The sequence below is a fragment of the Limosilactobacillus agrestis genome (genome assembly GCF_014145585.1).
Lineage (GTDB): Bacteria > Bacillota > Bacilli > Lactobacillales > Lactobacillaceae > Limosilactobacillus > Limosilactobacillus agrestis.
Genome location: NZ_JACIVF010000064.1, coordinates 1 through 24,313, shown reverse-complemented (window position 1 = coordinate 24,313; position 24,313 = coordinate 1). Strand labels below are relative to the sequence as shown.

Genomic DNA, 24,313 nt, shown 5'->3' with positions numbered 1-24,313 from the left:
GTCAACTTCACCCCTACTTTAACAAAAAAGTAGTGGAAATATCAGAACCGTCGTTCTGATATTTCCACTACTAAGCTTAGTCTGTTTTAAAGTTTAAAATAAGCACCGAACGCTGGCTGGGCCCCGTTTGTTATAAGAAAGGATCATTCTTCATGGATGATTTTATTAAAAATACTTTAGAAGTAAAAGGCTTCTATCTCAAATTAAATAAAAGCTTGGCTAGGGTTTAACCAATAACAAGATTAAGGTCATTAAGTGGAAGTGGACTACCTATGGCTTTCGGAGCTTTTTCAATTTCCGCACTCGTATTCTCTTATTATTCCCTAACACCTAGATCGTAATTAACTGAAAAAGAAAACAAGCAACCCACATGGTCTAGGCGCGAGCTGCTTGGTCTATCTTATTCAATTTTTTCTATCAGTGCTTCCTGACGAAGAGTCCCAGTTATTTTACTTAAAATTAGCAATTAGCTTATAGATTGGTTGACCCTTAGCAGCAAATTTTTGTTCATACTCGGTTTCAATGTTATGTTCATTTTCTTCGCTGTGGTGCAGGTCTAACCAAACACCATCAAAGATCATTCCATAATTATTCATGCTTTCCAGTGAGAATTCAAAGAGACCCATATTATCAGTTTTGAGCTCAATTGCGCCTTGAGTTTGGAGGATCTGCTGGTAGGTTGCTAAAAAGGTCTTGTAGGTCAACCGCCGTTTAGCATGCCGTTTCTTTGGCCAGGGATCAGAGAAGTTAAGGTACATCTTGGCAACTTCCCCATCTTCAAAGTATTCTTGCAAATCTTCTCCGTCCCCACAAATTAATTGAAGGTTTGGCAATTCTTCCTCGAGCGCTTTTTTAAGGGCGATTGCCGCAACGGTCCGCTGGATTTCAAGACCGATAAAGTTGATTTCTGGATGAGCCTTCGCCATGCCAATGATAAATTGGCCTTTTCCCATCCCAACTTCCAAGTGGAGAGGTTGTTCTTTGGCAAACCGTGCTTGCCACTTACCCTTAAATTGAATTGCGTCATCAATCATTAGTTCTGGATGGGCAGCAATTAATGGATCAGCCCACTTTTTATGTTTCACACGCATAAATTAAAATCCTCATTTCATTAATTTTTTGACTCTGACATTGAAATAAAAGCGACTTAATAAGGCCACTTCAACTACCGCAATAATAAGATTAATTACCATTTGGCCGACGTTTAACTGCCAACCGATACTAGCAAGGGCAATCAATAATGCTTCAAGCGCTGTCACCTTGGCTAACAGCTGCTTAAAGTTCGCTTGCTGCTGACTAGCAGGGATCGGATAAATATGGGTAAAGACATTTGTTTCATACTGATCATAAAGTGGCATCAGCTGAGTTGCTATTAGATAAATAAAGAGTACGACCACTACGGTACTAAGCCAGCCCGCTGGTAGTAAAAAGACAATCACCATACCTAATAGGGTCAATCGACTGACAATCCCACTCACTTCCGTACTACGAACAAATGCCCGGGCATATAAGTATGACCATGGTTGACCATTCCGACTCAGCCACTGAACTAGACCATCAGCCCACTTTCGCCGTTTAGTATTTCCTTGCACACTTGGCACGTCAGTAAAGAGGTTGAAGAAACGGTAAATACTGTACATGCGATCTTGCTCCACCTTAACGGCAATCCGCCAATTAACTGTAAGATCACGATAATAGACAATTACCGCTAAGCATAAAATCAGTGCAACTACCAGGCCGACATAGGGATTAACTAACCACATTGCAATTGAAGCCAACAATGGGTTTGCCCAGTATTCCAGGCGCGTACGCCACTGTTGATTGCCCCACCGCAAGCTCAATGATTTACGAGCCACATACATCCAATCAGCCTTATTCACAATGGCAACTAAAAAGATGGTTACAATCTCAACACTGCTAAGCTTTTCCGTTGTTAACGCAAATGGTAAGGCGATAAAGGCTCCAACCACCGTCACTATTTCCGCTAAGATCAGACTATACCATGTCGCCTGATTAAGGTAACGATGGATTCCTTCAACTTGCGGCAAGAGAAAGACCGGATCTGGTTTTTTAATCAGTGTTGCGAGGCGACCGATTTGGGCAATAACCGTAAACCACCCGATCAAAATCAGCCGAGTCCACCATTCATGCGGTCCCAAAGTTGGTAGCCACTGAGAATAACCATACGCCAAGGCCCCAAATAGGAAAAACAAGGCGATGACAAAGTGGTCATTGAAGACTAACCGCCAGTAACGCAGTAAAAGTATGAAGTGTTGACTGCGACGCCTGCTAAATAACTTATTCATCACAATCACCCTTTGCAAGATGCAAGTATATTTCATCTAAGGATTCGCCAGCATGATCCCCAGTCGCTCGCAATTCATCAAGTGTTCCGTGTGCCCGGACTTTCCCGTCAGCCAATAAGACAAACCGGTCACAATAGCGTTGAGCAGTATCAAGGACATGGGTCGACATCAAGACAGCGACTCCCTCCTTCTTCTTTTGCTCAATTAGGTCTAACAAGTCGTGAACTGCCAAGGGGTCTAACCCATAAAATGGTTCATCAATAATCAACAATTTTGCTTTAGTCATAAAAGCGCAGCAGATCATTACCTTTTGCTTCATCCCCTTGGAAAAGTTTGCAGGGAACCAATCAAGTTTATTATCAAGTCGAAAAAGTTTTAATAATTTTGTTGCCCGTTGCCATGCCTCATCATGATCAAGATTGTATGCCATAATGGTTAAATCGATGTGTTCACGGAGGGTCAATTCATCATAAAGAATCGGCGTTTCGGGAACATAGGCGATTTGTTTTTTATATTCTTCCGGATTGGCCTGGATAGTGAGGCCATCAATCTTGATTGATCCCGAAAATGGTCGTAGTAAACCGATAACGTGATTAAGGGTTGTTGATTTTCCGGCACCGTTTAGACCGATCAAGCCAACTAATTCACCAGGTTGGACATCAAAGCTAACATCTTTCAATACGGGAATTTGCGAATATCCACCAACAAGTTTATTTATCTCTAAAGCCATTGTTCATCCCTTCTTATTTATTACTTAGTCATATCTTTTTATTATATCATAGGTTATTTCTTCTACTAAATCATGCATGAATACCATTTTTCCGGTATACTTAGGATAAGTTTAATCTTCAAAAGGAGCGATTAATATGGACGATAATTGTATTTTCTGTAAAATCATTAAAGGTGAAATTCCTAGCTACACGGTTTACGAAGATGATATTGTAAAGGCCTTCCTTGATATTTCACAGGGAACTCCCGGTCACACCCTCGTTATTCCTAAGAAGCACGTTCCAGATTTATTTGCCTATGATGCTGACCTAGCGGCTAAAGTATTCGCTCGTATTCCAAAAATTGCACGGGCGGTTAAAGCTTCTAACCCCGCCATCAAAGGTATGAACGTGGTTAATAATAATGGTGAAGTAGCTTATCAATCAGTTTTCCACTCCCATTTCCACTTAATTCCCCGGTACACTAGTAATGATGATTTCAAGATGCTTTTCAAGGACAATTCTGGTAACTACAATGATAACCAATATAAAGAAATCCAACAATCAATCATTGATCAAATGAAAGAAGAATAGTTATGCAACGACTGAAAAAACTTCAAGAAGAATTTAAACGACTAAGTACCGAAATTTCCCAATTGAAGAGCGGCATTGATGAACTACAGGCTTCCATTCCTGGTGTGCAAAAGTTTGTTAACGATGTTGAACGTGATATTAAGAAGTGGAAGTTCAAGACTGAACCACGGTTAAACCGTATTCAGATTATTCTTGATGTACTGAAGATTGATCAAAAGGAACAGCACAAATAATAAAAAATAAGGTTACGGAATTTTTCCCGTAGCCTTATTTTTTATACAGTATTTACTTGTTTGAGCTAGCACTGCTACTATTGGAGCTGCTCGTAGTTGTGCTTGAGTTAAGGTAATCATCAAGGATATTCTTAACATCATTTTCCTTGATTGAAACATTACCCTTCTTTAAAACGTTTGAAACAACCTTCCGCATGAAGTTTTGGTTGTTCATGTTTTCCTGAACGATTTGGTTCTTCAGGTCATTAATGTGTTGGCTCTTCTTACCCTTAGCTGGGTGTTCGATCATATAGATTACTTGATAACCGTCATCAGTCTTAACGGGAGTCGTTGTGTATTCGCCAGTCTTCAACTTAAAGGCGGCTTTCTTGTAAGCAGAGTCAAGTTGGTTATCAGTGTTATCAAATGCCGGAAGCTTACCACCGTTGTTCTTAGTTTGACTATCAGTTGACTTGGACTTAGCAAGCTTCTTGAAGGTCTTATACTTGTTGCTGGAGTCATTTAATTGGTTAATGATATCTTCAGCATCGGCCTTACTACCAACAAGAATCGTCGCTGTTTGAACTTTAGGTTGGTACTTGGTCCATTGCTTATCAATCTGCTTGTTAGTGATGTGAGAATAATGACGAGCAGCGGCAGTCAAGAGTAAGTTTGAGCGAATTTGTTGTTTCAACGACTTTTCAGTTAAGTTTTGGCTTTGTAGGTAAGCATTAAAATCAGAACCGTATTCACTCTTGTAAGTATTATATTGAACGTTAACTTGCTTATCACTGACTTCTTTACCGTATTGCTTCTCCAAAACCTTATCCAAGATCATTTGTTGAAGCACCTGCTTACCAGCACTAGTTTGTTTCATGCTACTGTAATATTCACTCTCAGTAATTTTACCACCGCTAGTAGTAGCAACAGCTTTATTTCCACAAGCAGCAAGCGGCATCATCAATGCTGCCCCTGCGATGATAGCAATTAACTTTTTGGATTTCATGTAAGAAACACATCCTTAAACAAAATATTTTTTCGATAACTTCACTCATCCAATATACCACACTTATTTTTTCGTGCCAGTCTCATAAATAAATGTTTACATCATCTTCATAATTTATTCACGTTTTAATGCTTGTAGGTCAATAATTTTAACGTCAAGATCTTTAATTCGGTCATCAGCTGTAAAATAGATAACCTGATTCTTTTCAGCAATTTTTTCTAGCAAGGTTAACATTCGTTGCCGACGAACGTTATCAAAATTAACAAACCCATCATCAATAATTACTGGGAAGTTGACTTGGTCACTCATCACTGTGACAAAGCCAAGACGCAACGCAATATACAGCTGTTCAGCAGTTCCCTGCGACAATTCTTCCACTAAAAAGACTTCTTGATCTCTCCGCACAACTTTGATTCCATCCGCCGTTAAGTCAATCTGAGAATAACGGTGACCAGTTAATAAGGCAAAATATTGTGCCGCCTGTCGAATGATTGTGGGATAACGATCAGATGAAGCTCCTGCAAGGGCCTTATTGATCCATTGAATCGCTAATTGGTATCTTAACCATTCTTGTACTTCATGCCAGATCTTAGTAGCCAGATTGGCCCGTTGCTGTTCAAGATTACTGAGGGTTCCATCTTCAACTAAGCTATCAATTTCAATTTTATCTTTTTGAATCTTCTCTTGTGTATGTGAGATCGTTAAGGTGAGCTGATCAAGTTGGTGACGAGTCTTTGATAAAGTCATCATTAACTCATCCCTATTTGTGTACCCAGCGAGAGCTTGCCGGTCTTCTTCGGTCAATTGTTGTCCATAGGCATCTGATGCCAAGGCTTGGGATTGCGCTGCAGAACGGTTTACTAAGTACTGAGTAAACTGACTATCATCATGTACCCCGGCCTGCTGATAAATCGCCAATTTTTGCTGATGAATTTTACTGTAATCTTGATTGAGCCGGGCTAAATTGTTAGCAATCGTTGCTTTTTCCCGGGTATTTGCTTGAATATCCTGACGAGCTTGTTGCCCTTGTTCCAGCAAATCATCTAATTTAGCCCTAACAGTTGCCAGTGTCAGATTTTGCAAAGCCGGTGGCAATTGTTGGTTAAAGATGGCAAGCTGGCGGTCATATCTTTGCTGATCTTGTCTGGCAGTTTGGAGTTGGGCAGCTAATTCGGCGTTTCGTTGTAAATCCCCCTGCATTAATAGCCATTGATCAGGCGGAAAATCCTGTAAGCCGTGTTTTTGACCGAATGCCATGATCGCTTGGGAATCGGTCGTTACTGGAGTAGCATGACTTTCTTGGCGTTGATAATAAAGATACATAACTGTTGCAAAGGCCGCAATTGCCCCGATAGCGGTAATAAAAGTAGCATTCGCTAACAACCCGATGATAAAAAGGATAAAACCGCCGACAATTCCGATCATCGCGGTTCGAGAAGGGTCTCCGGTTGACTGGCTAGCGTTTGCCCGAGAAAGCGGTTGGACATTAAGGAGCCGGGCAAGTTCTGCCTTTTCTTGTGCGGTTAATGGCGCTGGCAAGGGATGGTGGTAGTGAATTTTAATTGCAGTTAATTCCTGCTGCCACTGATTAGCCTGCGTTTGTTGCCGGTGTTGCAAAGTCTCTTCCGCTTGTAATTCAACTGCTTGCTCCTTAAGGCGTTGAAGTTCCGGCATGCTTTGTGGCGAATACTTAGTTTCTTGTGGAGACTGATGATCGATACTTGCCAAGTGCTGTTGATAGACCTGTTGTTGGCGGCGAAGTTCCTTTTCCCTCGCTTGTAGCTCTTGGGCCGTTGCAACTTGCTGATCAGTTAAATAGTCAGCAAGCGGCCGAGTTTTGTGGCTATGTTGCCATTCATGGTAAACTGGCCACAACTGCTGTAAATGTTCTAATTTTTGCAAAAGTGGCTGTTGTTTTTTCAATTCTGCCTGTGCTTGCCGTAATTTTTCTTTGTTTGCTTGCAAATTTGCCTGCAGGTCTTGATATCGTTTAAATTTATTTCGTGCTCGATTAATTTTATCCGTTAAATCCGCGTATTGATGGAGGTCTTGATTGAGCGGCCATTTCCGTCCCCGTGGCTTATAGAGATGATCAGCTTGTTTCTGGTATTGACTGATCAACTGGTCCCACTGTGCACTGCCAACCGCTCCTAGTTGCTGCAGATGTTGTTGCCATTCATCCCGATTAAGTTCATCCACAGCAGTTAAATCTCGTTGACCAAAACTAAAAAGTGACTGGTAAAGTGACCGGTTCATTGTGCCAAGCAGTTTCTTTAATTCTTGCTCACCACCCTGACGTCCTTGTGAATCAGTCACACTAACTTTACCGCCATTCCGGCCGCGTTGCCGTTTAATTAGATAATCATGACCATTGACTTCAACCAATAAACTTCCACCATAACTCGAAGTAGTTTTGGGAATATATTGAGCAAAACGATTCTTTCCCCGACCATCCACAAAACCAAATAAAATACTAACTAGGAAAGTCATGATGGTCGTCTTCCCCGCCTCATTGGGGCCATAAATTATTTGGAGATTATCTGAAAAGACAAAATCTCGATCATGCCATTTACCAAAGCCATCGATATGGGCTTTTTTTATTTTCATATTTTAATCCTCCCGCCGCAATAATTGAGTCGTTGCTTGTTTCAACTGCTGAAGATCAAGGCTTGTCAACTTAGCTGCTAAATCAGTATCTTTTGCCAAGCTTTTCGTCAATTCTGCAACATTAGCAAGGGTAAATACTTCTTTAGCGGCTTGTTGCCAATACTGTTCATCTAAATCAGTCATTGATGGCAACGAATCTTGTGGTTGAAGCAAGAGGTCATAGACCCACCATTTACCATTATCTGCATTTTGGTCCTGCAGGTGTTCAAGGACATCCCCATTCGCAAGTAGATGCTGAATCGTTGGCGAAAGTTGCTCAATGTTAGCAATCGTAAGCTCCACCAATTGAAATGGTGCTTTTTTAAGTTTGCCATCAATTGTTTGTGACAAAAATTGCTCTACTTCAGTAAGATTACTAGTTGGTAAAACACTAACTGTTAGGCTTGTCCATTCGATTTCCGCAACTGGTTTAAATTGCGGCACAAGTTTATTGCCCTGACTTTCCACTAAATAGTAGCCGTGTTGTCCGGCCTCATTTTTATGCCGTCCCTGCGGATTACCGCTGTAAATAATTGGCGGTTTCTCATTTAAAATTTGGTGCTTGTGAATATGGCCAAGTGCCCAATAATCATAATTTTTAGCTATTAATTCATCGATCGCAAATGGAGCATAATGGTTACCTTGACTTTGCCGGGTTGCCCCATGAAGCATCCCAATGTGCCAGGTTTCGTTTCTTTTGAGTGGGTACTTTTTCACTTGATCTTCTTTAATCCATCGCTGGTCATAGCTAAAACCCGAGATAGCAACAGTGTCATGATTTGACAAAGTAAGAGTGGTGGTCATTACACGATTACCAAATACATGAACATTCATTGGAAGCCTTCCTGTATCTTGGACAATTTGATAATCATGGTTACCATAAAGTAGATAAACTGGAATGTGAGCTTGATTAAGTCGTTCACACTGTTTGATAAAAAATTCAATAGCTGCAATACTTTGCTGATCACGGTCATAAATATCCCCGCTAATTAAAACAAAATCAACTTTTAAGTTAATCGCCTCGTCAACAACCTTTCGGAAAGCTGTAAACGTCGATGAATGAACGCGTTCCCATAATAATTTAGGCATCGATGTCAATCCTAAAAAGGGACTATCAAGGTGTAAATCTGCTGTATGAATAAATCTCATAATTTTTCCTCTTAAAAATAAAAGAGCTGAGAAAAACTTTGCTTTCTCCCAGCCCCATATTCATATCATAATAAATTAATTATTCTTGTCCTGGCATCTTTGGCATTACTTCACTGTAAAGATCTTGAATTGGACTTGTAATTGTCTTATTCAATTGTTGAAGCATGCTATCAACCTGCCGTTCTTGGTTCATCAAGTCTTGGACAACCTTCTTGCCACTTACTTCCTTGGCAAGGTTTTGGATATTTTTAATTTCATCGTCAGTTGGTTGTTGACCAGCCATTTGCTTGTGTTGAGCATCTGCTTGAGCTTGTTGGAATTTCTTAAAAGTATCGAAAGTCTCACTATCAGCTTTCAATGCCTCAAAAGCCTTTTGCAATCCTTGATATTCTTGAGTTTCGCGCAATTGGCGACTAAGTTCATTTGCAGTATCATAAATATTTACAACCATGTAAAAGTCTCCTTTATCTTGTTCTTAGATTAATTGTATCATATTATCCTAGAAAAGCGATCGAACATTACTCCACCATTGACTCGCCTTATTACCAAAGTTATTTACTGATTGGTTGAAGTTATTTACAAAGTCGCCCCCATCTTTAAGGAATGATCCCCAACCTTTAGAGGAACCCTTTGTTTTTTCATTTGCCCGCGTTTGAGCATCTTTAACTGTAAATTTGGTTCCAGCCGTATTTGGCAAAATCGCACTCATTTCATTTTTGTAAAGGTAATTAATGCTTCGTTCAGAAATATCGTTTAGGGTATGACTTTGATTTGTATCATCATAGCCTTCCCACGTTGCAACAACCACATCGGGTGTATAACCAACGATCCACTTATCACGATCATTGGAATCATCGCCTTTGACTCCCGAGTTTGTGGTTCCAGTCTTACCAGCAAGCGTATAGCCGCTTGGTTTGGCCGTTTCACCAGTTCCATGGTCAAATACGCCGATCAGCATACTGGTCATTTCTTTGGCTGTATTACCAGAAATGATCCGCTTATTCTTGCTCCCATCATTTTTGGCGATCACCTTTCCAGAAGCATCTTCAATCTTGGTAATATAGTGTGGAGATGGCATTAACCCATCATTGGCAAAGACTGCATAGGCACGCGCCATTTGCTGAGGCGATACTCCTCGAGTCATCCCCCCGAGGGCTAAAGCAAGATTTTTATCACTCTTTTCAACTGGTAAACCAAATTTCTTTGCCATGTCATAACCACGATTGACACCGATCTTATTTAACAACCAGACCGCCGGAGCATTAAGACTCTCATAAAGGGCCTTATACATTGGCACCGTTCCACTATAGGTATCATCATAGTTCTTTGGCGTGTAATTATTAGTTCCATACGATTGTTTCTTATCTTGAAGCGTTGAATCATAGAAATATCCATGCTCTAGGGCGGGCGTGTATACAACAATTGGCTTAATCGTCGACCCTGGCTGCCGCCGCATCTGCGTAGAGCGGTTAAAGCCACGGAAGACATGTTTCCCACGTCCCCCAACGACAGCGGTAATTCCCCCATTTTTCGGATTCATCGCAATCGAAGCTGATTGAACCATTGTGCCATCAGCTGAGTTCTGCGGGAAGTTATCGTCATCGTCATAGGTTTGCTGCATTGCTCGTTGTTGGTCTTGATCCAATGTCGTATAAATCCGATAACCATTATTCATAATATCTTTTTCGGAAATATGATAGCGACTCTCTGCTTCTGCAATGACCGCATCAAAGAAGTACGGGTACTTATAACTGTCATTTGGCACGTAGCCGTTGGTAATATTCAACGATGTCTGCTTAAATTGTTCTGCCGCACTTTGACTTAATTTATGATTTTCCACCATCAGCTGAAGAACCATATTCCGTCGTTGCTTCGTCGCTGTCGGATGTTCTACCGGATCGTACATCCCAGGTGATGTCAGCATTCCGGCCAGGGTTGCTGCCTGGGGTACAGTTAACTGACTGGCATTTTCATTGAAGTAACGCCTTGCAGCATCCTGAACTCCCCATACCCCATGTCCAAAGTAGGCGTTATTGAGGTACATTGTTAAAATTTCATTTTTGCTATATTGGTTTTCTACCTCAACCGCAATAAAGATCTCCCGGGCCTTACGAGAGAAAGTCTGTTGTTGCGTTAAGAAGGCATTCTTAACCAGCTGTTGTGTTAAAGTACTCCCCCCACCAGATATATAATCTCGGTGAAGAAGTTTATTTTTCACTAGTAAGAAGCCAGCCCGACCTAACCCTTTGACTGAAAAACCGTGTTCATGATAAAAGTTCCGATCTTCAGTCGAGAGGACCGCGTTAGGAACATTTGGGGAAATATCTTTTAGTTCCACATAAGTTCCCTTTTGAGCATATAGGCTCCCGGCCGATTGATTGCTACGGTCATAAATCATTGTTGGTCGCTGCAATCGGTTCTTAAGATTTTTAACATCTGCAGTTTTTGCAACAAACGTCAAATGGATACTGGTAATTAAGAAAATTCCCAGAAAAATAACAATGATCCATCGCGTTAATTGATAACGATGCCAAAATTTTTTCAGCATTGCAACAAAGAGCTGCCAATAGTGTTTAAACCAAACTCGGAATGATGCCCAAGTCTTTTTTAACCACTTTATGATTCGCTCTTTCAAATCTGAATTAGATTGTGGTTCACGATTCATTAATAAATCTCCATTTTCATTTCAAAAAGCTGACAATTATTTTATCACATTTTGATAAATGGTAAGCTATTTTCTCCGTCAGCTTTACCAGAAATTAAAAGAAGAGACTGGAGAAAAACTGATTCTCTCAAGTCTCTTCACAATAATATTTAGCTGCAGTAACGATTACATTTCATCTGGTGCCTTGATATCAAGTAAATCAAGAGCTGATTTAAGCACATCACTAACTGCTTGAGTAAGAGCTAACCGTGCTGGTTGAGCTTCATCCTTATCAAGGATCCGAGTGTGAGCGTAGTATTGGTTAAATTTCTTAGCCAATTCAAGGGCATACTTAGCAATTACTGATGGATCATAGTTTAAAGCAGCCCGCTTAATCGCTTCGCTGTATTGGCCAAGGAAGCTGATTAATTCCCAAGCCTCAGCACCAGCCTTTGTCAAGTCCACATCACTAAAGTCCCGGATACCACCCTTACGTAAAATACTTTCAGCACGGGCACGAGCATATTGAACATAAGGACCAGTTTCACCTTCAAACTTAACAACATCCTCAAGTTTGAAGTTAACGGCATTCCGACGATAGTTCTTTAAATCGTGGAAGATAACGGCACCAACCCCGACTTCTTTAGCAACTTCATCAGCGTTTTCAAGATCAGGGTTCTTTTCAGCAATTTGCTTCCGCGCTAAATCAATGGAATCGTTCAATACGTCTTCAAGGGAAACAACATTACCCTTCCGCGTAGACATCTTCTTACCGTTTAAATTCATTAAGCCAAAGGAGATGTGTTCAATTTGATCCCACCAGTTGAAGCCCATTTCCTTTAAGGCCGCACGTAATTGCTTAAAGTAAGTTTCTTGTTCAGCACCAACAACGTAAAGGGACTTAGCATGGCCATACATCCGTTTCCGGAAAAGCGCCGTTGCCAAATCACGAGTGATGTAAGTTGTCGTTCCGTTACTCTTGATGATTAGTAATGGTGGTAAGTTATATTCATCAAGGTCAACAATTTCTGCACCCCGACTAGGTTTCAATAAGTTCTTATCCCGTAACAATTGGATAGGTTCTTCCATCTTTTGAGCAGAGAAAGCCTCACCATTAAATGAGTCAAAGTTTACATCTAGCATCTTGTAAACACGTTGGAACCGTTCAAGAGAAACTTCACGGAACCAGTGCCAAAGCCGCCATGCTTCTTCGTCCCCATGTTCAAGCTTAGCAAACCAGTTACGACCTGCTTCAGTGTATTCTGGATGTTCGTCAGCTTCGTTATTGATCCGCACATAGTACTTAAGCAAAGTGTTAATAGGATCTTTCTTAACTTCTGCTTCGTCTCCCCACATCTCATAAGCAGCCATTAATTTACCAAATTGAGTACCCCAATCACCAAGGTAATCAATCCGAATTAAGTTGTAGTTAACTTTTTCAAGAATCCGTGAAACAGCTTCACCAATCATGGTTGAACGAAGGTGACCCATTCCCATAGGTTTAGCAATGTTTGGTGATGAATAATCAATCGTAACGTTAGCTTCATGACCAAGGTCAATCTCACCATAATGTTCAGGATCTGCTAAGATAGTTTGCAAAATCTTAGCACCAACTTGAGCCTTATCAAGGAAAAAGTTGATATATGGACCAGCAACAACTACTTTTTCAAAACCATCTTGGTCAACCTTTTCAACTAATTCACTTGCAATCATTTGCGGTGCTTTATGTAAAGCCTTAGCTAAAAAGAATGTTGGGAAGGCATAATCCCCATTACTAGAATCTTTTGGCCGTTCAATCTTAGTTTCAATTTCTTTAATATCCATCTCTGGCAATGCTTGTGCCAACGCAGCTGCAACTTGTTGCTTATCGCTCATATATATTCCTCCTTATACTTATAAAAAAACGTCTCTAATAAGCATTATGCTTACTAGAGACGAGATTTACCCGCGGTACCACTCTAATTGAATTAGAATTCCACTCATTTATTGATTTAATTAATGTATCCAAGGCACGCCTTCACAAATCAAAAAGCCCCTAACTCTCATCAACAAAGGGTCGCTGTAGATTTCAAAATGCTACTACTCCTCAAATCCTATTTTCATACTCAATCATTATAACAAATTTAGATTTAAAAACAAGAACTAATCTACGGGGTTGAGTTATCACTCTTCTCTTACTCATTATATGTTACAATAATTATCATTAAATAATAATGAAAGGTTGATGAGTTATTTATGACAAATCCTACAATTCAAGCTGTCACAATTGCAGGACATGATTCGGACGGAAGTGCTGGAATGCCGGCTGACCTCCATGCCTTTTTTGCAGATGGCGTATACGGTCACGGTATTTTAACTGCCGCTGTTTCCGGAAATTCTTACGGCATCACTTCCTCTCAAGTGATGCCTCAAGAATTTATTGCCGAACAGTTTAAGGTATTAAGTGAAGATTTTGACATCAAAGCAGCAAAAACTGGAATGCTTGCTAATGACGATGTAATTAATGTCGTTGCTGATAACTATTCGCCTGAACATTTTGGTCCGTTAGTTGTTGATCCTGTAATCATTACTAAGCATGGTGCAATGTTGCTTGAACAATCTGCCTATGAATTATTTCGGGAAAGGATAATCCCACTTGCAACTGTCATTACCCCTAATTTTTATGAGGCACAGAAATTAACAGGAATTGAAATGACCACAGATGAAGAACGGGTTAAAGCAGCTCACTATCTTCAAGACTTAGGAGCAAAAAACGTGGTAATTAAAGGCGCCCATAATGATGATAGTCAAACAACCGTTGACGACTTTATTCTTCTTGAAGACGATGATAGCTTCTGGCTCAAAAAACCTTTTGTTAAGACTGATCGGTTAAATGGGACAGGTGATAGCTTCTCCGCAATCATTGCTGCCGAGCTTGCGAAGGAAAATAATGTTAAAATAGCAGTAACCAAGGCTAAAGATGCTGTTTACGCAGCAATCGCAAATCCATTAACGGTTGGTCATAAATTTGGTCCAATTAATCAATGGGATGCACAAAGGGAGCTGCACTAGGAGGAGTTTTTAATGCTTAATACGTATAGGCATAAAGTTATATTAATAGGTGACGGGGCTGTCGGCTCATCATTTGCCTTTTCATTATTGCAGTCAACAAATGAAATTGATGAATTGGTACTAGTGGATCGAACAAGGTCAAAGGCTGTGGGGGATGCAGCTGACCTTGCTGATATTACACCCCTGACAAATCCAGTGAAGATTTATGCGGGAAACTATGAAGATGCCGCTGATGCTGATGTGGTTGTTATTACTGCTGGTATTCCACGTAAATCTGGTGAAACACGTTTAGACCTAGTCAATAAAAATACTACGATTCTTAAGTCAATTATTGAGCCAATTGTCAAAAGTGGGTTCACTGGCGTTTTCGTTATCTCAAGCAATCCCGTTGATATCCTTACAACAATTGCACAGCGAATCAGCGGTTTCCCTAAAGAGCGTGTTATTGGAACCGGAACTTCTCTTGATTCAATGCGGCTGCGGGTCCTCTTAAGCAAGAAATTACACCTATCCGTCAATGTAATCGATGCCCTAATGCTTGGCGAACATGGTGATACTTCATTTGCGGCCTTTAATGAAATCACAATCGGTGGAAAAGCACTCAACACAATTACAACCCTTTCGAATACTGATAAAAATGAAATTGAAAAAACAATTCACGAAGCCGGTAGTCAAATAATTGCCAATAAAGGAGCCACCTTCTACGGAATTGCTAAATGTCTATCATATATTACGCGGGCAATCATCGAAAACCGTAACCTCGTCTTGCCAATTTCAGCTCCTCTTGAAGGACAATATGGAATTAACGGTCTGTACTTAGGGACGCCTGCAATCATTAATAGTCAAGGAATCGGCCAGGTAGTTGAATATCCGTTAACATCAGATGAAGTTAAAAAGATGCAACAATCTGCTGAAGCAATGCATCAAGTATTAGCTAAAATTGAAATTTAAAAAAAAGCTGGAAGGAAACTTTTTGTTTTCTTCCAGCTTTTGGATAAAAGCGGGTAACGAGAATCGAACTCGCGACGCAACCTTGGGAAGGTTGAGTTTTACCACTAAACTATACCCGCAATATAACTAACTAAGTCTAACACCTAGTTAGTATATACCTCTTCTAATTATTTGTCATCTTTTTTGGGAGATTTTTTTGAAGATTTAGCATCCTCTGCTGTTTCATCATCTTTTTCTTCACGAGGGACAGCCTTTACCATCTTAGCTTCTTTTTGGCGAATAACAGCGCGACCATTTAATTCATTAACCCCGCTTTTATCAGACGGATCAAAATCTTGGATAGATACCATAATTGAATTAGTATAAACTTTTTCAACGACACCAGAAAATTCATGTTCAAGGGGACCGAATTTCTTTCCTTTTACAATATCGCCAATTTCAAAATCTGCCACTTGATTTCACCTCAAATATTATTTATTTTTACGTAAGCAATATACGTACCATACACTTTTTTTATTATATTTTCAAGTCAAGAGCATATAGTCAGTTACTCTCATTAATGCTAAAATCAAAGCCGAAAGGAGTTTACCCATATGTTAAAAATAATAGTGGTGGTCCTAATCATTATTTTGATTTTCACTACTATCACTGGTCTGCATGCAAAAATTGAACGGAAAGTGACTAACTGGCTTGAATTAAGCCGTTTATTCTTTTTCCTTTTATTGACCGCTTCGATTGTCCATATTTTTCTTCACTTTAAGACGCAGTTTCTAAGTAACTTAGTATGGATCATTTTTTTAATTCTAATCTATATCTTAACAGAAACTGCTTTTCGCCTTAAACGAGAAACATTTGGTAACCCTTATCTAACAGCCTTACTTTTTGTTACCCTTATCATTGCTTTAGGAATTGGCTGTTGGTGGATCTAAACCAGTAACTATTTTTCAATAGTATCGATGGATAATAATCAAACTGAAAATGTAATGGTTGCAGTTGATGGTAGCAGTGTTCCTAAGGGTAAAAAATTATCCAAAGGTGATCAGGTTACTATTAAAGGTACTGGCGGCAGTAAGCAATCAATTCCTAGCGATATGACAAGTGGTCAAAATATACCTTATATGGATTGCAAAGAAACGGTTGAAATTCAATGAGGGGTAAGTAAATGAACTTAGACAAGTTGAAAAACGCCATAGACAGCCAAAACAAGGCTGAAAGAAAAATGACTGATACCGTTTTGTCTCAATTAAACTTTTATCGTAACGATATTAAAGAGCTAGCTGACTATTGTTCAAATTTAGTGGACTCAAAGGGTAAGTCGCTATTAATAATTTTAAAATTGGTCTTTTTAAAACACACAAATTCGATTGGAAAGGCGAAACCAATGGAATTGTCTATCTTAATATGTATTGAAGGGAAAATAGCCATTGATATTCGTGATACCTCTCATGATTTAGAGAATATCGAATATAGAATCGACATTAAAGGCCCTGCTCTTCCGGTTGAACTAGTAATTAAGAATTCTAAAAAGCAAGTCGACAATATTAACAATCGAATCAGTCAATTTAACAATTTTTAAGGAGAATATTTTTTTAAGGAGAATATTAAAGAGAATATTATGAAGAAATTATTTTTAATTTTAGCAAGCCTCTTTGTAGGTATTTCGTTAGTGTCATTTACCGCATCAGCAGATAGCGATGATGATGACGCACCAGATATTACTACTAAGTACGATATTAATAACATGGATCAATATAGCGATGATGATCTGGGCGAATACGTCACTATCAACAAGTTCTACGTCAAAGCAGTTAGTTATGATAAGCACCATAAAGAACGAATTATTTTCACCAATACACCGCAAAGCGATACTTATTTTTTCACTGTCTTAAATGGTAATAAGCATAATAAGAAAATAAAGGTTGGCAAGAAAGTTACTATTAAAGGCACAGTATTTGGTAAACAATCCATTGAAAAGGCTCAAGCTAACAGAGGCTTTGGAAGTAATTTTTATGGTAAACAAGCCTTTTTCGTGCTAACTGATAGCTATAAATAAAAGCCCTCTCCGGAGAAAGGACGTGTAAAGATGGATAATAAAGAAGATCTCAAAAAGAGAGCAAAGTATGACAAAAAATGGATAACAATTTCTTTAGTAGCAATCATTTTTTCAACATTATTCAATGCAGTATTGCAATTATGTGGAACAGAAGTATCAACACTCGCTTTTTTTCAAAAATTATTTGAATACTGGATTACACCAATTGTTAGTTCCTTTTTCTTCTTTCTCTTAGGATTAATCGTACAAGAAAATGACTCTATCCATAATAAATTAAGGCTACATAAAACAGTATACTCTGAAGATAAACATGTTATATCTCAATCAAACATTGAACAACTCACTGAACTAAAAGCACTTTTAGATGCTAATGTTCTCACAGAAGAAGAATTTGAAGCGAAAAAGAAACAATTGTTAGGTTTATAATTCGGGGGGATTTTATGAAAAGTAAGGGAACAGGAACTGCAATATGTGTTGGTATTGCTTTATTTGTAATTATCTGGCTATTTAAAATACTAATGTTTCTAGGAATTATCGCTTCCGTTGTAGCCATTATTTATTTTGGAGTTAAAGTTTATCAAGAAAATGACAATAGAAAACACCTACTATTAACAAGACTATTACCATCATTGATTGCTCTTATAGTTTTTAGTGGTTTATATGGTGCCATAAACAATACTACAAAAGAAGTATCACATTCAGCCAGTTCTTCTAAAATCTCATCTTCAAGCAGTAGTAAGAAAGGTGACGATGACAGTGGCAAAAGCAAAGATGAGTCAACAGACGATGAAAGTGATAGCGACTCATCAGATAATTATGATGACTCATCCACCGAAAGCAATGATAATTACGATACTAATAGCGAAGATAGTTCAACCACTACAAGTAACGATAACAATGATACCGACATCGATACAACCAAAGGCGATATGGAAACTGACCAGCAAGGCACAATCGTTGGTAATTCACGCACGATGGTTTACCATACTCCAGATCAACAAGGCTACCGCATGAACTCAGCTAATGCTGTTTACTTTAATACAGAAGCTGAAGCACAAGCTGCTGGTTATCGTAAATCTGCAAGATAAAGAAAACTATTTTACACAGGAAGGATGAATTTTATTGCAAATAAGCAAAGAATATGTAGACCAAATTGACACCTCTCTCAATCCCCAATTGGGGATGAGTAAGCCTATATCTATTTTGGCTTCAAACAATAAAAATATTTTCTAAAAAGACAATATGTTGTAGATCAAAGCGGAGTTCCTCATAATGAAAATGCGGTTTTTATGCAAGAACTTTTCGTTAGTCAAATAGCGAATTCTTTGAAAATCCCAATCCCAAGTTGTGCTATTCTTAATTTAGAAAAAGAATTTCTTGAAGCAAATGAAGACTTAAGATTTCGATATCATCTTAAACCAGGCCTTTATTTTTGAAGTGAAATTTTAGAGAATGTCGAAAGCAATCTTGTTCCTCATTATATAGAAGCTTTGCAACATGGTAAGCCACAAATTATTCGTTCATGGAACTCTTTCTTTAGAAATGTTGAAAATCCTGAAGCATATGCCTCTATAATTGCATTAGATTTATTAACTGCTAATTGCGATCGCTTTGGCAATGAAGGTAATATTATTATTACTAATCGTAATAATAATAGGAAAGTATTTGCCTTAGATTTTGGACATTGCTTTATCTTTATCTCCTTATTGGGATAAAGATAAAGCAAGATTTTTGCAATTGATACCAGATAAAGACCAAGACCCGAATAATTATATTGATTTCTTTTTACAAAAGTTACTTCAATCTACTAATAAATCTCTTAGTCCTTTGGGTACTATTTTTTCTGGAATGCAAAATAATATATTCTTTGAATCGGGTAATCCTTTTGCAAAAATAATATTCAAAATTGAATCTCTTAAATCGGAAGACTTAAGAAGGTTTATAAACCAGATCCCTTCAATTTGGGTTTCAGGAGGTGCTCTTCAACTGGACACTTATGTTAATTTTATAGAAAAAAGTAAATATCTAGTTAGATATTTACTAGATAAGCTTTATGAATTAGGCGCCTTTAATAATTCGCTAGGAGGTAAATTAGAATGGCCAATTAGCGGCACAAATTATGGTATTCAATAATATCATATATTCCAAATCTTATTACCTACGAAAGAGTAAATATAGGAATAATTATAGGTAATCCTGAAACTAATGAAATTACTTATAGTTTTCTCCCTGAAAAAAGCAAAAAATTTCGTTATTTCTTTTGGAACAATATTGAGCGAAAAATTTACAAAAATTCAGTAGAATATCTTGAATTTCTATTAAAAAAATCCAAGAAAATCCTACCATTTTCCAAGTAGCACATTATGAAGCTGATGGAAATTGGAATGATTTTCTTGGGGGAAAATTTCAGAAAATATTATTTTTTCAAAAATCCATTTTGCAATCACTGATAATGATATCAATATTTTCAATAATCTAATTTCTACGTATATAGGAGACGATTTTTCCCAAAACAAAATAGTAACATTATTACTTTAAAAAAACATGTTTATGAAATATTTGAATCCAATAAATTAATTAATACTAAATTAAAATCTAACCTCAAAATGAAGCCTTCTGCTGAACTACCATTAAAGTTTGAAATGGACTACACATACTTTACGCAGAAGAATCAGGTATCTTTTATTCAAATTGGACCTAAGCAATCACAAATTAATGAGTGGTATAAAAATAATGTAACATTATTAAGTAAAAATTCTGATAACTTCAGTATTAATATGGTAATCAAAGAAGATGATTATAAAAATCCAAATCAAACTTTTAAACCATTTTTACGAGACCTTGAATCTGACGAAAGGGTTAAGCCAACCATAGTTACAAATAAAGATTCACTATCGAAACTTGTTAAAAATGCTGGCGAGGCCATCCCTATCAGTGAATGGAATACGGAAGATAAAAGTTATATTGCTTAAATTTAAGCAATATAAAGAACATATGTGCGAAAGGACTGCTATATAATGGCTAACTTCATGAAACGTGGCAAGAAATGGCAAGCCCGTATTACCTGGCGAGATGAAGATGGAAAATTACATCAAAAGAGTAAATCTGGTTTTGATACTAAACAACAAGCTAAACAGTATGCGGCTAAATTAGAAACGAATAGGCTTTCTGGCGGAAATATAGAAAAAGACCCAACGTTTAGTGAGTATTTTGAGCAATGGCACGATGTTTATAAGAAACCATCAATAAGCAACGTCACAGATAGGCACTATACTTTTGTTAAAAATATTATTGATAAATATTTCAAAAGCAAAAAACTCAAAAAGATTTCTCGTACTACTTACCAACAGTTTATTAATGATTATGGTTCTAATCATGCTCCGGAAACAGTAAAAAAGTCAATACAATTATCAAGGCTTGCGTTAAATCGGCAGTAATTGATGGAATACTATCAAAAAACTTTGCGGAACAAATAAATTTGGTTGCCAACAAAGATAATAGAATGCAAGTTGAGTACCTTAACCTTGCAGAAATTAAAAAGCTTAAGGAAAATGCTCTCAGAGGACGCTCACGGCATTTTACAAGTCGTTACATGATATTCATGATATTAACCGCAATATATACTGGAGCACGTCTAGGAGAAATACAGGCGCTTACATGGAACGATATTAATTGGTTGAAGCACGAAATAACAATTAATAAATCTTGGGACTATGTAGATGGCGGCAAATTTAAACCAACTAAAAGTGAATCATCTAATCGTACTATCAGAGTAAATCAAAAATTTCTTGATATTATCAGCGAACTCAAAGCAAACAATAGTACCATGATCTTTATGAATCAATATCACCGTATCCTTAGTAGCAACGCTGTTAATAAAACTTTGCGAAGCATTATGGAAAAAGCCGATCTTAATAAAAATGACTTCCATTTTCACTCTCTACGGCACGCTCTTGTAGCCTACCTACTATCACAAGGCGCTGACTTAACTATTATTAGTAAACGACTTGGTCATGTAGATACAACCGTAACGAGTAAAGTATATGCTTACCTTGTTAACGAATATAAGGACAAAGTAGAAAATCAGATTGAAAAATACTTGGAAAACATATAAAAAAGAGCCTTGATGTACAAAAGATGTACAAGAAAACTCTAATCCATTGATATAAGTATATTCTTAACACTATAAAATTGCCTCAGGCAGGCGACACAAACGCTAATTTTTCAATATCCAGAGCTTATCCGTGCGTCATCTGTGCGTCAATAAAAAAAGCCCAAGTGGTTGTCGCAAAACCTGCAATAGTCACTTGGGCTTATCTTAAATCGAAAGAAGTTTGTTTCTCTCTTTAATTAGTATATTCTGTTCCTGTAACTTCTTTGAATTGTTCAGCGGTAATAGCATTATATCCTACATATTGCTTGTAATAAGTTAGATCATGATTGCCCCAGCTCCAAAACATTTTCAAAATATCAACTTGACTCATCATAATTAATTACTCCCTTTCAATTGCATAATTTGTTGTTGCTGATTCATTATTAGTTGTCGCAATTGACTAATAGCAATCTCTTGCTGCATAGCTAATTGCTGTGCAGGCGTTGGCTTTTCTCTATGAATCCAATCCGTCCCCGTCCAGTAGTTATCTTTTTCTGAATTTGGCGCAACTTCTGTTTGAGTTGCAGACAACTCACGATCAACCGGAATCATCGTTGGACCAACAAAATAATGTTGAGTGTCAAATTCATAAACCATCTTAAAACTCATATTATCCCTCTTTCTTTACAGCCCCAAAGTACTGTATATCTGTTTCATCCATAAGTCCTAATGAGTAGAGCATTCTTATATATTCTCTTTCTCCATACTTCTGATAATCAGTATGACCACCCCACATACCATTTGGACTCGCTAGAAAATCTTGTCTGTCTTTGTCGTTAAAGAACACATTATCCCAGTTCCAGACAGTCGCATCATTAACTGGATCAGTAATAATCACCCCGTTATAAACGGCATATGGTGAGCTATGCGTGTCTTCAATTATTTTAGGCGTAACCGTTCCGTGAGCATATGACATAATACTATTTGACAACGGCCACGAATCGCCAATACCATTAGCATATTCGTTGGTGCTAAATCCATCACCAGCAATCGTATTAGTAAAGCCGGATTTAAGCGTTACGGTACAGCCATTATCGAAAACATAGCGCATTGGATCAGTCGTTCTATCTAGATAGAATCCTGTGGGCCCATGCCTTGTTGTATTAGAAGTTACTGTTTTCAGATCATCTTTGGTAGCATAGTTTGCTAATTCAGACTTTTTCACTAAATCAGTGACACTTGGAAGGTCACTCATCTTCGCATAACCTGTTAGATCTGGTAGGTCAGACTTTAGAGCGTACTTGGTTAGATCAGGTTGCTTAGGTAGCTCTTCTTTCTTAACATAGTCGTTCATGTTAGGCATACTTGGAATGTCGTTCTTTTTAGCGTATTCTGCTAACTCGGTTTGCTTTACTAAGCCTGCCAGATCGTCCTTACTTGCCACTCTAGACAGATCAACTGGTTCAGGAATTGTTAGTGACTTACCGTTGATCGTGATAGTGCGCTTGTCTACGTCGATCGATATATCAGCATTTGATCCTTGACCTTTAATGCCCTTAGTAGCTTCTTTGAACTCTTTAACAAACTCATCAAGCGTTAACGATGTTACTGTTCCGTTTGGCAGGTCAGTTGCGTTAGCATTAATGACTAGCCTTTTCATTCCAGTATCAGGGTAAATTGCCCGTTGTCCATCTTTTTCAGCCCAAATTTCAAAGCGGTAAATGCCTGCTGGCAAATCAAGCTTGGCGCTGTCTAACACTAACTGATTATCTTGAATAGTTAATTCAATCCCTGTTGGTGTAACTAGGCTATCATCATAAGTAATGAACGCACGATAATTAACGCTTTGATCCAGCAAAGTTGGCTCGCCATCATCAATCAATTGAATTAAATACTTTTCTAAGTTATCAGTACGCTTTTGCGATACATTTGGAATTATTATCTCTCGCATAAAAACCTCCTATAATAAAAAGCCCTAGCAATCTTTACATCACTACAATGATTACTAGGACTTATATTAAATCTGAATTGTTTGACCTACATAAATTACATTAGGATTTGCGATTCCATTCTTTTGAGCTAGTGCTTGCCAGGTCTTACCAAACTTAGCTGCAATTCCGCTTAGTGTGTCCCCTGCTTGAACAGTGTAAGCATTGGATTGTCCGTTGCCGGCTAAGTATAGTTTTTGACCAACATAGATCACATTCGGATTAGTGATATGATTACGGCTCACGAGGTCAGAGACGGTGGTGCCAAATTTAATGGCAATCCCGCTTAGTGTATCACCTGCTTGGACGAAGTAAGTATTTTCGCTTGTTGGTTGACCAGTAACTTTAAGCACCTGACCAACGTTAATGTGGTTAGGATCACCAATGCTATTAATTGCTGCTAAGTTCTGGCAAGTGGTCCCATACTTTTCAGCAATTCCACTCAATGTATCGCCTGGCTGAACAATATAGGTTCCAGTAGCTGGGTGGCCAACATGTTGAACTGGCTGTGGCGCTGAAACGTTAATTTGAGGTACTGTACCAGCAGTTGCACCAGTGGTAAAGGCACCATCAAAGTCAAGGCTTGTATCAATACCCATAATACCATGATCGGTTGTTTGCCAAGCATTTGCGTTGTCAATACCTAATGAGGTTACACCATAACCAGCAACCCAAATCTTACGTGAACCAAAGCCGTGCGAATTAAGAATGCCACCGGTAAAGAAGGACTTCATGGAGTAAATTCCAGTGTTCTTATAGCCAAGAGCTTCTACTTCTTGGAGGAAGGCTAATGATGCTGATTGATAATCTGTGGCCGAATGAACTTCCGCATCATCAATCATCAAAGTATCGTCATACATACCAAATTGCTTAGCGATCTTAACGAAGAATCGAGCTTCATTTTGTGCATCAG

28 protein-coding genes, 1 tRNA gene and 1 pseudogene are annotated in these 24,313 nt (G+C 38.3%); 15 read left to right on the top strand and 15 right to left on the bottom strand.

Going from position 1 to position 24,313, the window contains the following annotated elements:
• Positions 1 to 449: 449 nt before the first annotated feature.
• The 3 genes from trmB to H5R88_RS07070 are packed head-to-tail and all read right to left on the bottom strand — an operon-like array spanning position 450 to position 3,036.
• A complete protein-coding gene (gene trmB / locus H5R88_RS07080; protein WP_182577772.1) occupies positions 450 to 1,091 on the bottom strand; it encodes a tRNA (guanosine(46)-N7)-methyltransferase TrmB in 642 nt (213 codons plus the stop codon).
• A 12-nt stretch (positions 1,092 to 1,103) separates the two neighbouring features.
• A complete protein-coding gene (locus tag H5R88_RS07075; protein WP_182577771.1) occupies positions 1,104 to 2,306 on the bottom strand; it encodes an ABC transporter permease in 1,203 nt (400 codons plus the stop codon).
• Positions 2,299 to 3,036 carry an ABC transporter ATP-binding protein gene (locus tag H5R88_RS07070; protein ID WP_182577770.1) on the bottom strand — a complete coding sequence of 246 codons (738 nt, stop codon included), beginning with the start codon at positions 3,034 to 3,036 and terminating at the stop codon, positions 2,299 to 2,301. The genes H5R88_RS07075 and H5R88_RS07070 overlap by 8 nt, the downstream gene beginning before the upstream one ends.
• Before the next feature lie 136 nt (positions 3,037 to 3,172).
• Between H5R88_RS07070 and H5R88_RS07065 the strand changes: the two genes are divergently transcribed.
• Both H5R88_RS07065 and H5R88_RS07060 read left to right on the top strand, forming a co-directional pair.
• Entirely contained in the window at positions 3,173 to 3,607 is a 435-nt protein-coding gene (locus H5R88_RS07065) for an HIT family protein (RefSeq protein WP_182577769.1), read from the top strand.
• A gap of 2 nt (positions 3,608 to 3,609) precedes the next feature.
• Positions 3,610 to 3,840 (top strand): hypothetical protein, encoded by a 231-nt coding sequence (locus tag H5R88_RS07060; RefSeq protein WP_182577768.1) that lies wholly within the window; start codon positions 3,610 to 3,612, stop codon positions 3,838 to 3,840.
• 52 nt (positions 3,841 to 3,892) lie between these two features.
• Here H5R88_RS07060 and H5R88_RS07055 read toward each other — a convergent pair whose 3' ends face one another.
• The 6 genes from H5R88_RS07055 to argS all read right to left on the bottom strand — a co-directional run bounded on the left by H5R88_RS07055 (position 3,893) and on the right by argS (position 13,139).
• Entirely contained in the window at positions 3,893 to 4,825 is a 933-nt protein-coding gene (locus H5R88_RS07055; protein WP_182600614.1) for a peptidylprolyl isomerase, read from the bottom strand.
• Between the two features lie 114 nt (positions 4,826 to 4,939).
• Positions 4,940 to 7,432 (bottom strand): ATP-binding protein, encoded by a 2,493-nt coding sequence (locus H5R88_RS07050; RefSeq protein WP_182600613.1) that lies wholly within the window; start codon positions 7,430 to 7,432, stop codon positions 4,940 to 4,942.
• A gap of 3 nt (positions 7,433 to 7,435) precedes the next feature.
• Positions 7,436 to 8,620, bottom strand: a complete 1,185-nt coding sequence (locus H5R88_RS07045) for a metallophosphoesterase family protein (protein WP_182600612.1) — start codon at positions 8,618 to 8,620, stop codon at positions 7,436 to 7,438.
• 79 nt (positions 8,621 to 8,699) lie between these two features.
• On the bottom strand, positions 8,700 to 9,071 hold the full coding sequence (locus H5R88_RS07040) for a YlbF family regulator (RefSeq protein WP_153931301.1): 372 nt from the start codon (positions 9,069 to 9,071) through the stop codon (positions 8,700 to 8,702).
• A 48-nt stretch (positions 9,072 to 9,119) separates the two neighbouring features.
• Positions 9,120 to 11,285 carry a PBP1A family penicillin-binding protein gene (locus H5R88_RS07035; RefSeq protein ID WP_182600611.1) on the bottom strand — a complete coding sequence of 722 codons (2,166 nt, stop codon included), beginning with the start codon at positions 11,283 to 11,285 and terminating at the stop codon, positions 9,120 to 9,122.
• Positions 11,286 to 11,450: 165 nt separating this feature from the next.
• Positions 11,451 to 13,139, bottom strand: coding sequence for an arginine--tRNA ligase (argS, locus tag H5R88_RS07030; RefSeq protein ID WP_182600610.1), 1,689 nt, complete (start codon positions 13,137 to 13,139; stop codon positions 11,451 to 11,453).
• A 360-nt stretch (positions 13,140 to 13,499) separates the two neighbouring features.
• Here argS and thiD point away from each other — a divergent pair, with 360 nt between their 5' ends.
• Entirely contained in the window at positions 13,500 to 14,315 is an 816-nt protein-coding gene (gene thiD / locus H5R88_RS07025) for a bifunctional hydroxymethylpyrimidine kinase/phosphomethylpyrimidine kinase (protein ID WP_182600609.1), read from the top strand.
• A 12-nt stretch (positions 14,316 to 14,327) separates the two neighbouring features.
• Positions 14,328 to 15,266: an L-lactate dehydrogenase gene (locus tag H5R88_RS07020; protein ID WP_182600608.1), complete on the top strand. Its 939-nt coding sequence runs from the start codon at positions 14,328 to 14,330 to the stop codon at positions 15,264 to 15,266.
• A 48-nt stretch (positions 15,267 to 15,314) separates the two neighbouring features.
• On the opposite strand, the gene H5R88_RS07015 is transcribed toward H5R88_RS07020, so the two are convergent.
• Both H5R88_RS07015 and H5R88_RS07010 read right to left on the bottom strand, forming a co-directional pair.
• Positions 15,315 to 15,385 (bottom strand) — tRNA-Gly (locus tag H5R88_RS07015).
• Positions 15,386 to 15,433: 48 nt separating this feature from the next.
• Positions 15,434 to 15,718, bottom strand: coding sequence for a hypothetical protein (locus tag H5R88_RS07010; protein WP_182600607.1), 285 nt, complete (start codon positions 15,716 to 15,718; stop codon positions 15,434 to 15,436).
• Positions 15,719 to 15,859: 141 nt separating this feature from the next.
• Between H5R88_RS07010 and H5R88_RS07005 the strand changes: the two genes are divergently transcribed.
• The 11 genes and pseudogenes from H5R88_RS07005 to H5R88_RS09705 all read left to right on the top strand — a co-directional run bounded on the left by H5R88_RS07005 (position 15,860) and on the right by H5R88_RS09705 (position 21,433).
• Positions 15,860 to 16,195, top strand: coding sequence for a hypothetical protein (locus H5R88_RS07005; RefSeq protein WP_182600606.1), 336 nt, complete (start codon positions 15,860 to 15,862; stop codon positions 16,193 to 16,195).
• A 27-nt stretch (positions 16,196 to 16,222) separates the two neighbouring features.
• Complete coding sequence (locus tag H5R88_RS07000; RefSeq protein WP_182600605.1) at positions 16,223 to 16,417, top strand: hypothetical protein; 195 nt, start codon at positions 16,223 to 16,225, stop codon at positions 16,415 to 16,417.
• 11 nt (positions 16,418 to 16,428) lie between these two features.
• A complete protein-coding gene (locus tag H5R88_RS06995) occupies positions 16,429 to 16,842 on the top strand; it encodes a hypothetical protein (protein WP_182600604.1) in 414 nt (137 codons plus the stop codon).
• Positions 16,843 to 16,881: 39 nt separating this feature from the next.
• The gene (locus H5R88_RS06990) at positions 16,882 to 17,319 is read left to right on the top strand and encodes a hypothetical protein (RefSeq protein WP_182577756.1); all 438 of its coding nucleotides are present in this window, start codon (positions 16,882 to 16,884) and stop codon (positions 17,317 to 17,319) included.
• 336 nt (positions 17,320 to 17,655) lie between these two features.
• Positions 17,656 to 17,745, top strand: a pseudogene (locus tag H5R88_RS09865) (SHOCT domain-containing protein); the annotation flags it as partial.
• A 14-nt stretch (positions 17,746 to 17,759) separates the two neighbouring features.
• Positions 17,760 to 18,407, top strand: coding sequence for a sunset domain-containing protein (locus tag H5R88_RS06980; RefSeq protein ID WP_182577822.1), 648 nt, complete (start codon positions 17,760 to 17,762; stop codon positions 18,405 to 18,407).
• Positions 18,408 to 18,996: 589 nt separating this feature from the next.
• Positions 18,997 to 19,452 (top strand): hypothetical protein, encoded by a 456-nt coding sequence (locus H5R88_RS06975; protein WP_182577754.1) that lies wholly within the window; start codon positions 18,997 to 18,999, stop codon positions 19,450 to 19,452.
• Entirely contained in the window at positions 19,449 to 19,676 is a 228-nt protein-coding gene (locus H5R88_RS09860) for a DUF3037 domain-containing protein (protein WP_182577821.1), read from the top strand. The genes H5R88_RS06975 and H5R88_RS09860 overlap by 4 nt, the downstream gene beginning before the upstream one ends.
• 285 nt (positions 19,677 to 19,961) lie before the next feature.
• A complete protein-coding gene (locus tag H5R88_RS06965; protein ID WP_182577753.1) occupies positions 19,962 to 20,291 on the top strand; it encodes a hypothetical protein in 330 nt (109 codons plus the stop codon).
• A gap of 45 nt (positions 20,292 to 20,336) precedes the next feature.
• Positions 20,337 to 20,756 (top strand): Arm DNA-binding domain-containing protein, encoded by a 420-nt coding sequence (locus tag H5R88_RS09710; RefSeq protein WP_231818224.1) that lies wholly within the window; start codon positions 20,337 to 20,339, stop codon positions 20,754 to 20,756.
• Positions 20,757 to 20,821: 65 nt separating this feature from the next.
• Positions 20,822 to 21,433: a site-specific integrase gene (locus H5R88_RS09705; protein ID WP_231824821.1), complete on the top strand. Its 612-nt coding sequence runs from the start codon at positions 20,822 to 20,824 to the stop codon at positions 21,431 to 21,433.
• A 232-nt stretch (positions 21,434 to 21,665) separates the two neighbouring features.
• Here H5R88_RS09705 and H5R88_RS06955 read toward each other — a convergent pair whose 3' ends face one another.
• The 4 genes from H5R88_RS06955 to H5R88_RS06940 form a co-directional block, all read right to left on the bottom strand.
• A complete protein-coding gene (locus H5R88_RS06955) occupies positions 21,666 to 21,806 on the bottom strand; it encodes an XkdX family protein (protein WP_182600603.1) in 141 nt (46 codons plus the stop codon).
• A 2-nt stretch (positions 21,807 to 21,808) separates the two neighbouring features.
• Entirely contained in the window at positions 21,809 to 22,081 is a 273-nt protein-coding gene (locus tag H5R88_RS06950) for a hypothetical protein (protein ID WP_182600602.1), read from the bottom strand.
• Position 22,082: 1 nt separating this feature from the next.
• Positions 22,083 to 23,363: a hypothetical protein gene (locus tag H5R88_RS06945; protein ID WP_182600601.1), complete on the bottom strand. Its 1,281-nt coding sequence runs from the start codon at positions 23,361 to 23,363 to the stop codon at positions 22,083 to 22,085.
• A 66-nt stretch (positions 23,364 to 23,429) separates the two neighbouring features.
• On the bottom strand, positions 23,430 to 24,313 hold an 884-nt coding region (locus H5R88_RS06940), incomplete at its 5' end, for a LysM peptidoglycan-binding domain-containing protein (protein WP_182600600.1).

Excerpts from the sequence above, each read along its gene's own strand:
- trmB (WP_182577772.1), bottom strand. The coding sequence starts at position 1,091 with ATGCGTGTGAAACATAAAAAGTGGGCTGATCCATTAATTGCTGCCCAT.
- H5R88_RS07075 (WP_182577771.1), bottom strand. The coding sequence starts at position 2,306 with ATGAATAAGTTATTTAGCAGGCGTCGCAGTCAACACTTCATACTTTTA.
- H5R88_RS07070 (WP_182577770.1), bottom strand. The coding sequence starts at position 3,036 with ATGGCTTTAGAGATAAATAAACTTGTTGGTGGATATTCGCAAATTCCC.
- H5R88_RS07065 (WP_182577769.1), top strand. The coding sequence starts at position 3,173 with ATGGACGATAATTGTATTTTCTGTAAAATCATTAAAGGTGAAATTCCT.
- H5R88_RS07060 (WP_182577768.1), top strand. The coding sequence starts at position 3,610 with ATGCAACGACTGAAAAAACTTCAAGAAGAATTTAAACGACTAAGTACC.
- H5R88_RS07055 (WP_182600614.1), bottom strand. The coding sequence starts at position 4,825 with ATGAAATCCAAAAAGTTAATTGCTATCATCGCAGGGGCAGCATTGATG.
- H5R88_RS07050 (WP_182600613.1), bottom strand. The coding sequence starts at position 7,432 with ATGAAAATAAAAAAAGCCCATATCGATGGCTTTGGTAAATGGCATGAT.
- H5R88_RS07045 (WP_182600612.1), bottom strand. The coding sequence starts at position 8,620 with ATGAGATTTATTCATACAGCAGATTTACACCTTGATAGTCCCTTTTTA.
- H5R88_RS07040 (WP_153931301.1), bottom strand. The coding sequence starts at position 9,071 with ATGGTTGTAAATATTTATGATACTGCAAATGAACTTAGTCGCCAATTG.
- H5R88_RS07035 (WP_182600611.1), bottom strand. The coding sequence starts at position 11,285 with ATGAATCGTGAACCACAATCTAATTCAGATTTGAAAGAGCGAATCATA.
- argS (WP_182600610.1), bottom strand. The coding sequence starts at position 13,139 with ATGAGCGATAAGCAACAAGTTGCAGCTGCGTTGGCACAAGCATTGCCA.
- thiD (WP_182600609.1), top strand. The coding sequence starts at position 13,500 with ATGACAAATCCTACAATTCAAGCTGTCACAATTGCAGGACATGATTCG.
- H5R88_RS07020 (WP_182600608.1), top strand. The coding sequence starts at position 14,328 with ATGCTTAATACGTATAGGCATAAAGTTATATTAATAGGTGACGGGGCT.
- H5R88_RS07005 (WP_182600606.1), top strand. The coding sequence starts at position 15,860 with ATGTTAAAAATAATAGTGGTGGTCCTAATCATTATTTTGATTTTCACT.
- H5R88_RS07000 (WP_182600605.1), top strand. The coding sequence starts at position 16,223 with ATGGATAATAATCAAACTGAAAATGTAATGGTTGCAGTTGATGGTAGC.
- H5R88_RS06995 (WP_182600604.1), top strand. The coding sequence starts at position 16,429 with ATGAACTTAGACAAGTTGAAAAACGCCATAGACAGCCAAAACAAGGCT.
- H5R88_RS06990 (WP_182577756.1), top strand. The coding sequence starts at position 16,882 with ATGAAGAAATTATTTTTAATTTTAGCAAGCCTCTTTGTAGGTATTTCG.
- H5R88_RS06980 (WP_182577822.1), top strand. The coding sequence starts at position 17,760 with ATGAAAAGTAAGGGAACAGGAACTGCAATATGTGTTGGTATTGCTTTA.
- H5R88_RS06965 (WP_182577753.1), top strand. The coding sequence starts at position 19,962 with ATGGACTACACATACTTTACGCAGAAGAATCAGGTATCTTTTATTCAA.
- H5R88_RS09710 (WP_231818224.1), top strand. The coding sequence starts at position 20,337 with ATGGCTAACTTCATGAAACGTGGCAAGAAATGGCAAGCCCGTATTACC.
- H5R88_RS09705 (WP_231824821.1), top strand. The coding sequence starts at position 20,822 with ATGCAAGTTGAGTACCTTAACCTTGCAGAAATTAAAAAGCTTAAGGAA.
- H5R88_RS06955 (WP_182600603.1), bottom strand. The coding sequence starts at position 21,806 with ATGATGAGTCAAGTTGATATTTTGAAAATGTTTTGGAGCTGGGGCAAT.
- H5R88_RS06950 (WP_182600602.1), bottom strand. The coding sequence starts at position 22,081 with ATGAGTTTTAAGATGGTTTATGAATTTGACACTCAACATTATTTTGTT.
- H5R88_RS06945 (WP_182600601.1), bottom strand. The coding sequence starts at position 23,363 with ATGCGAGAGATAATAATTCCAAATGTATCGCAAAAGCGTACTGATAAC.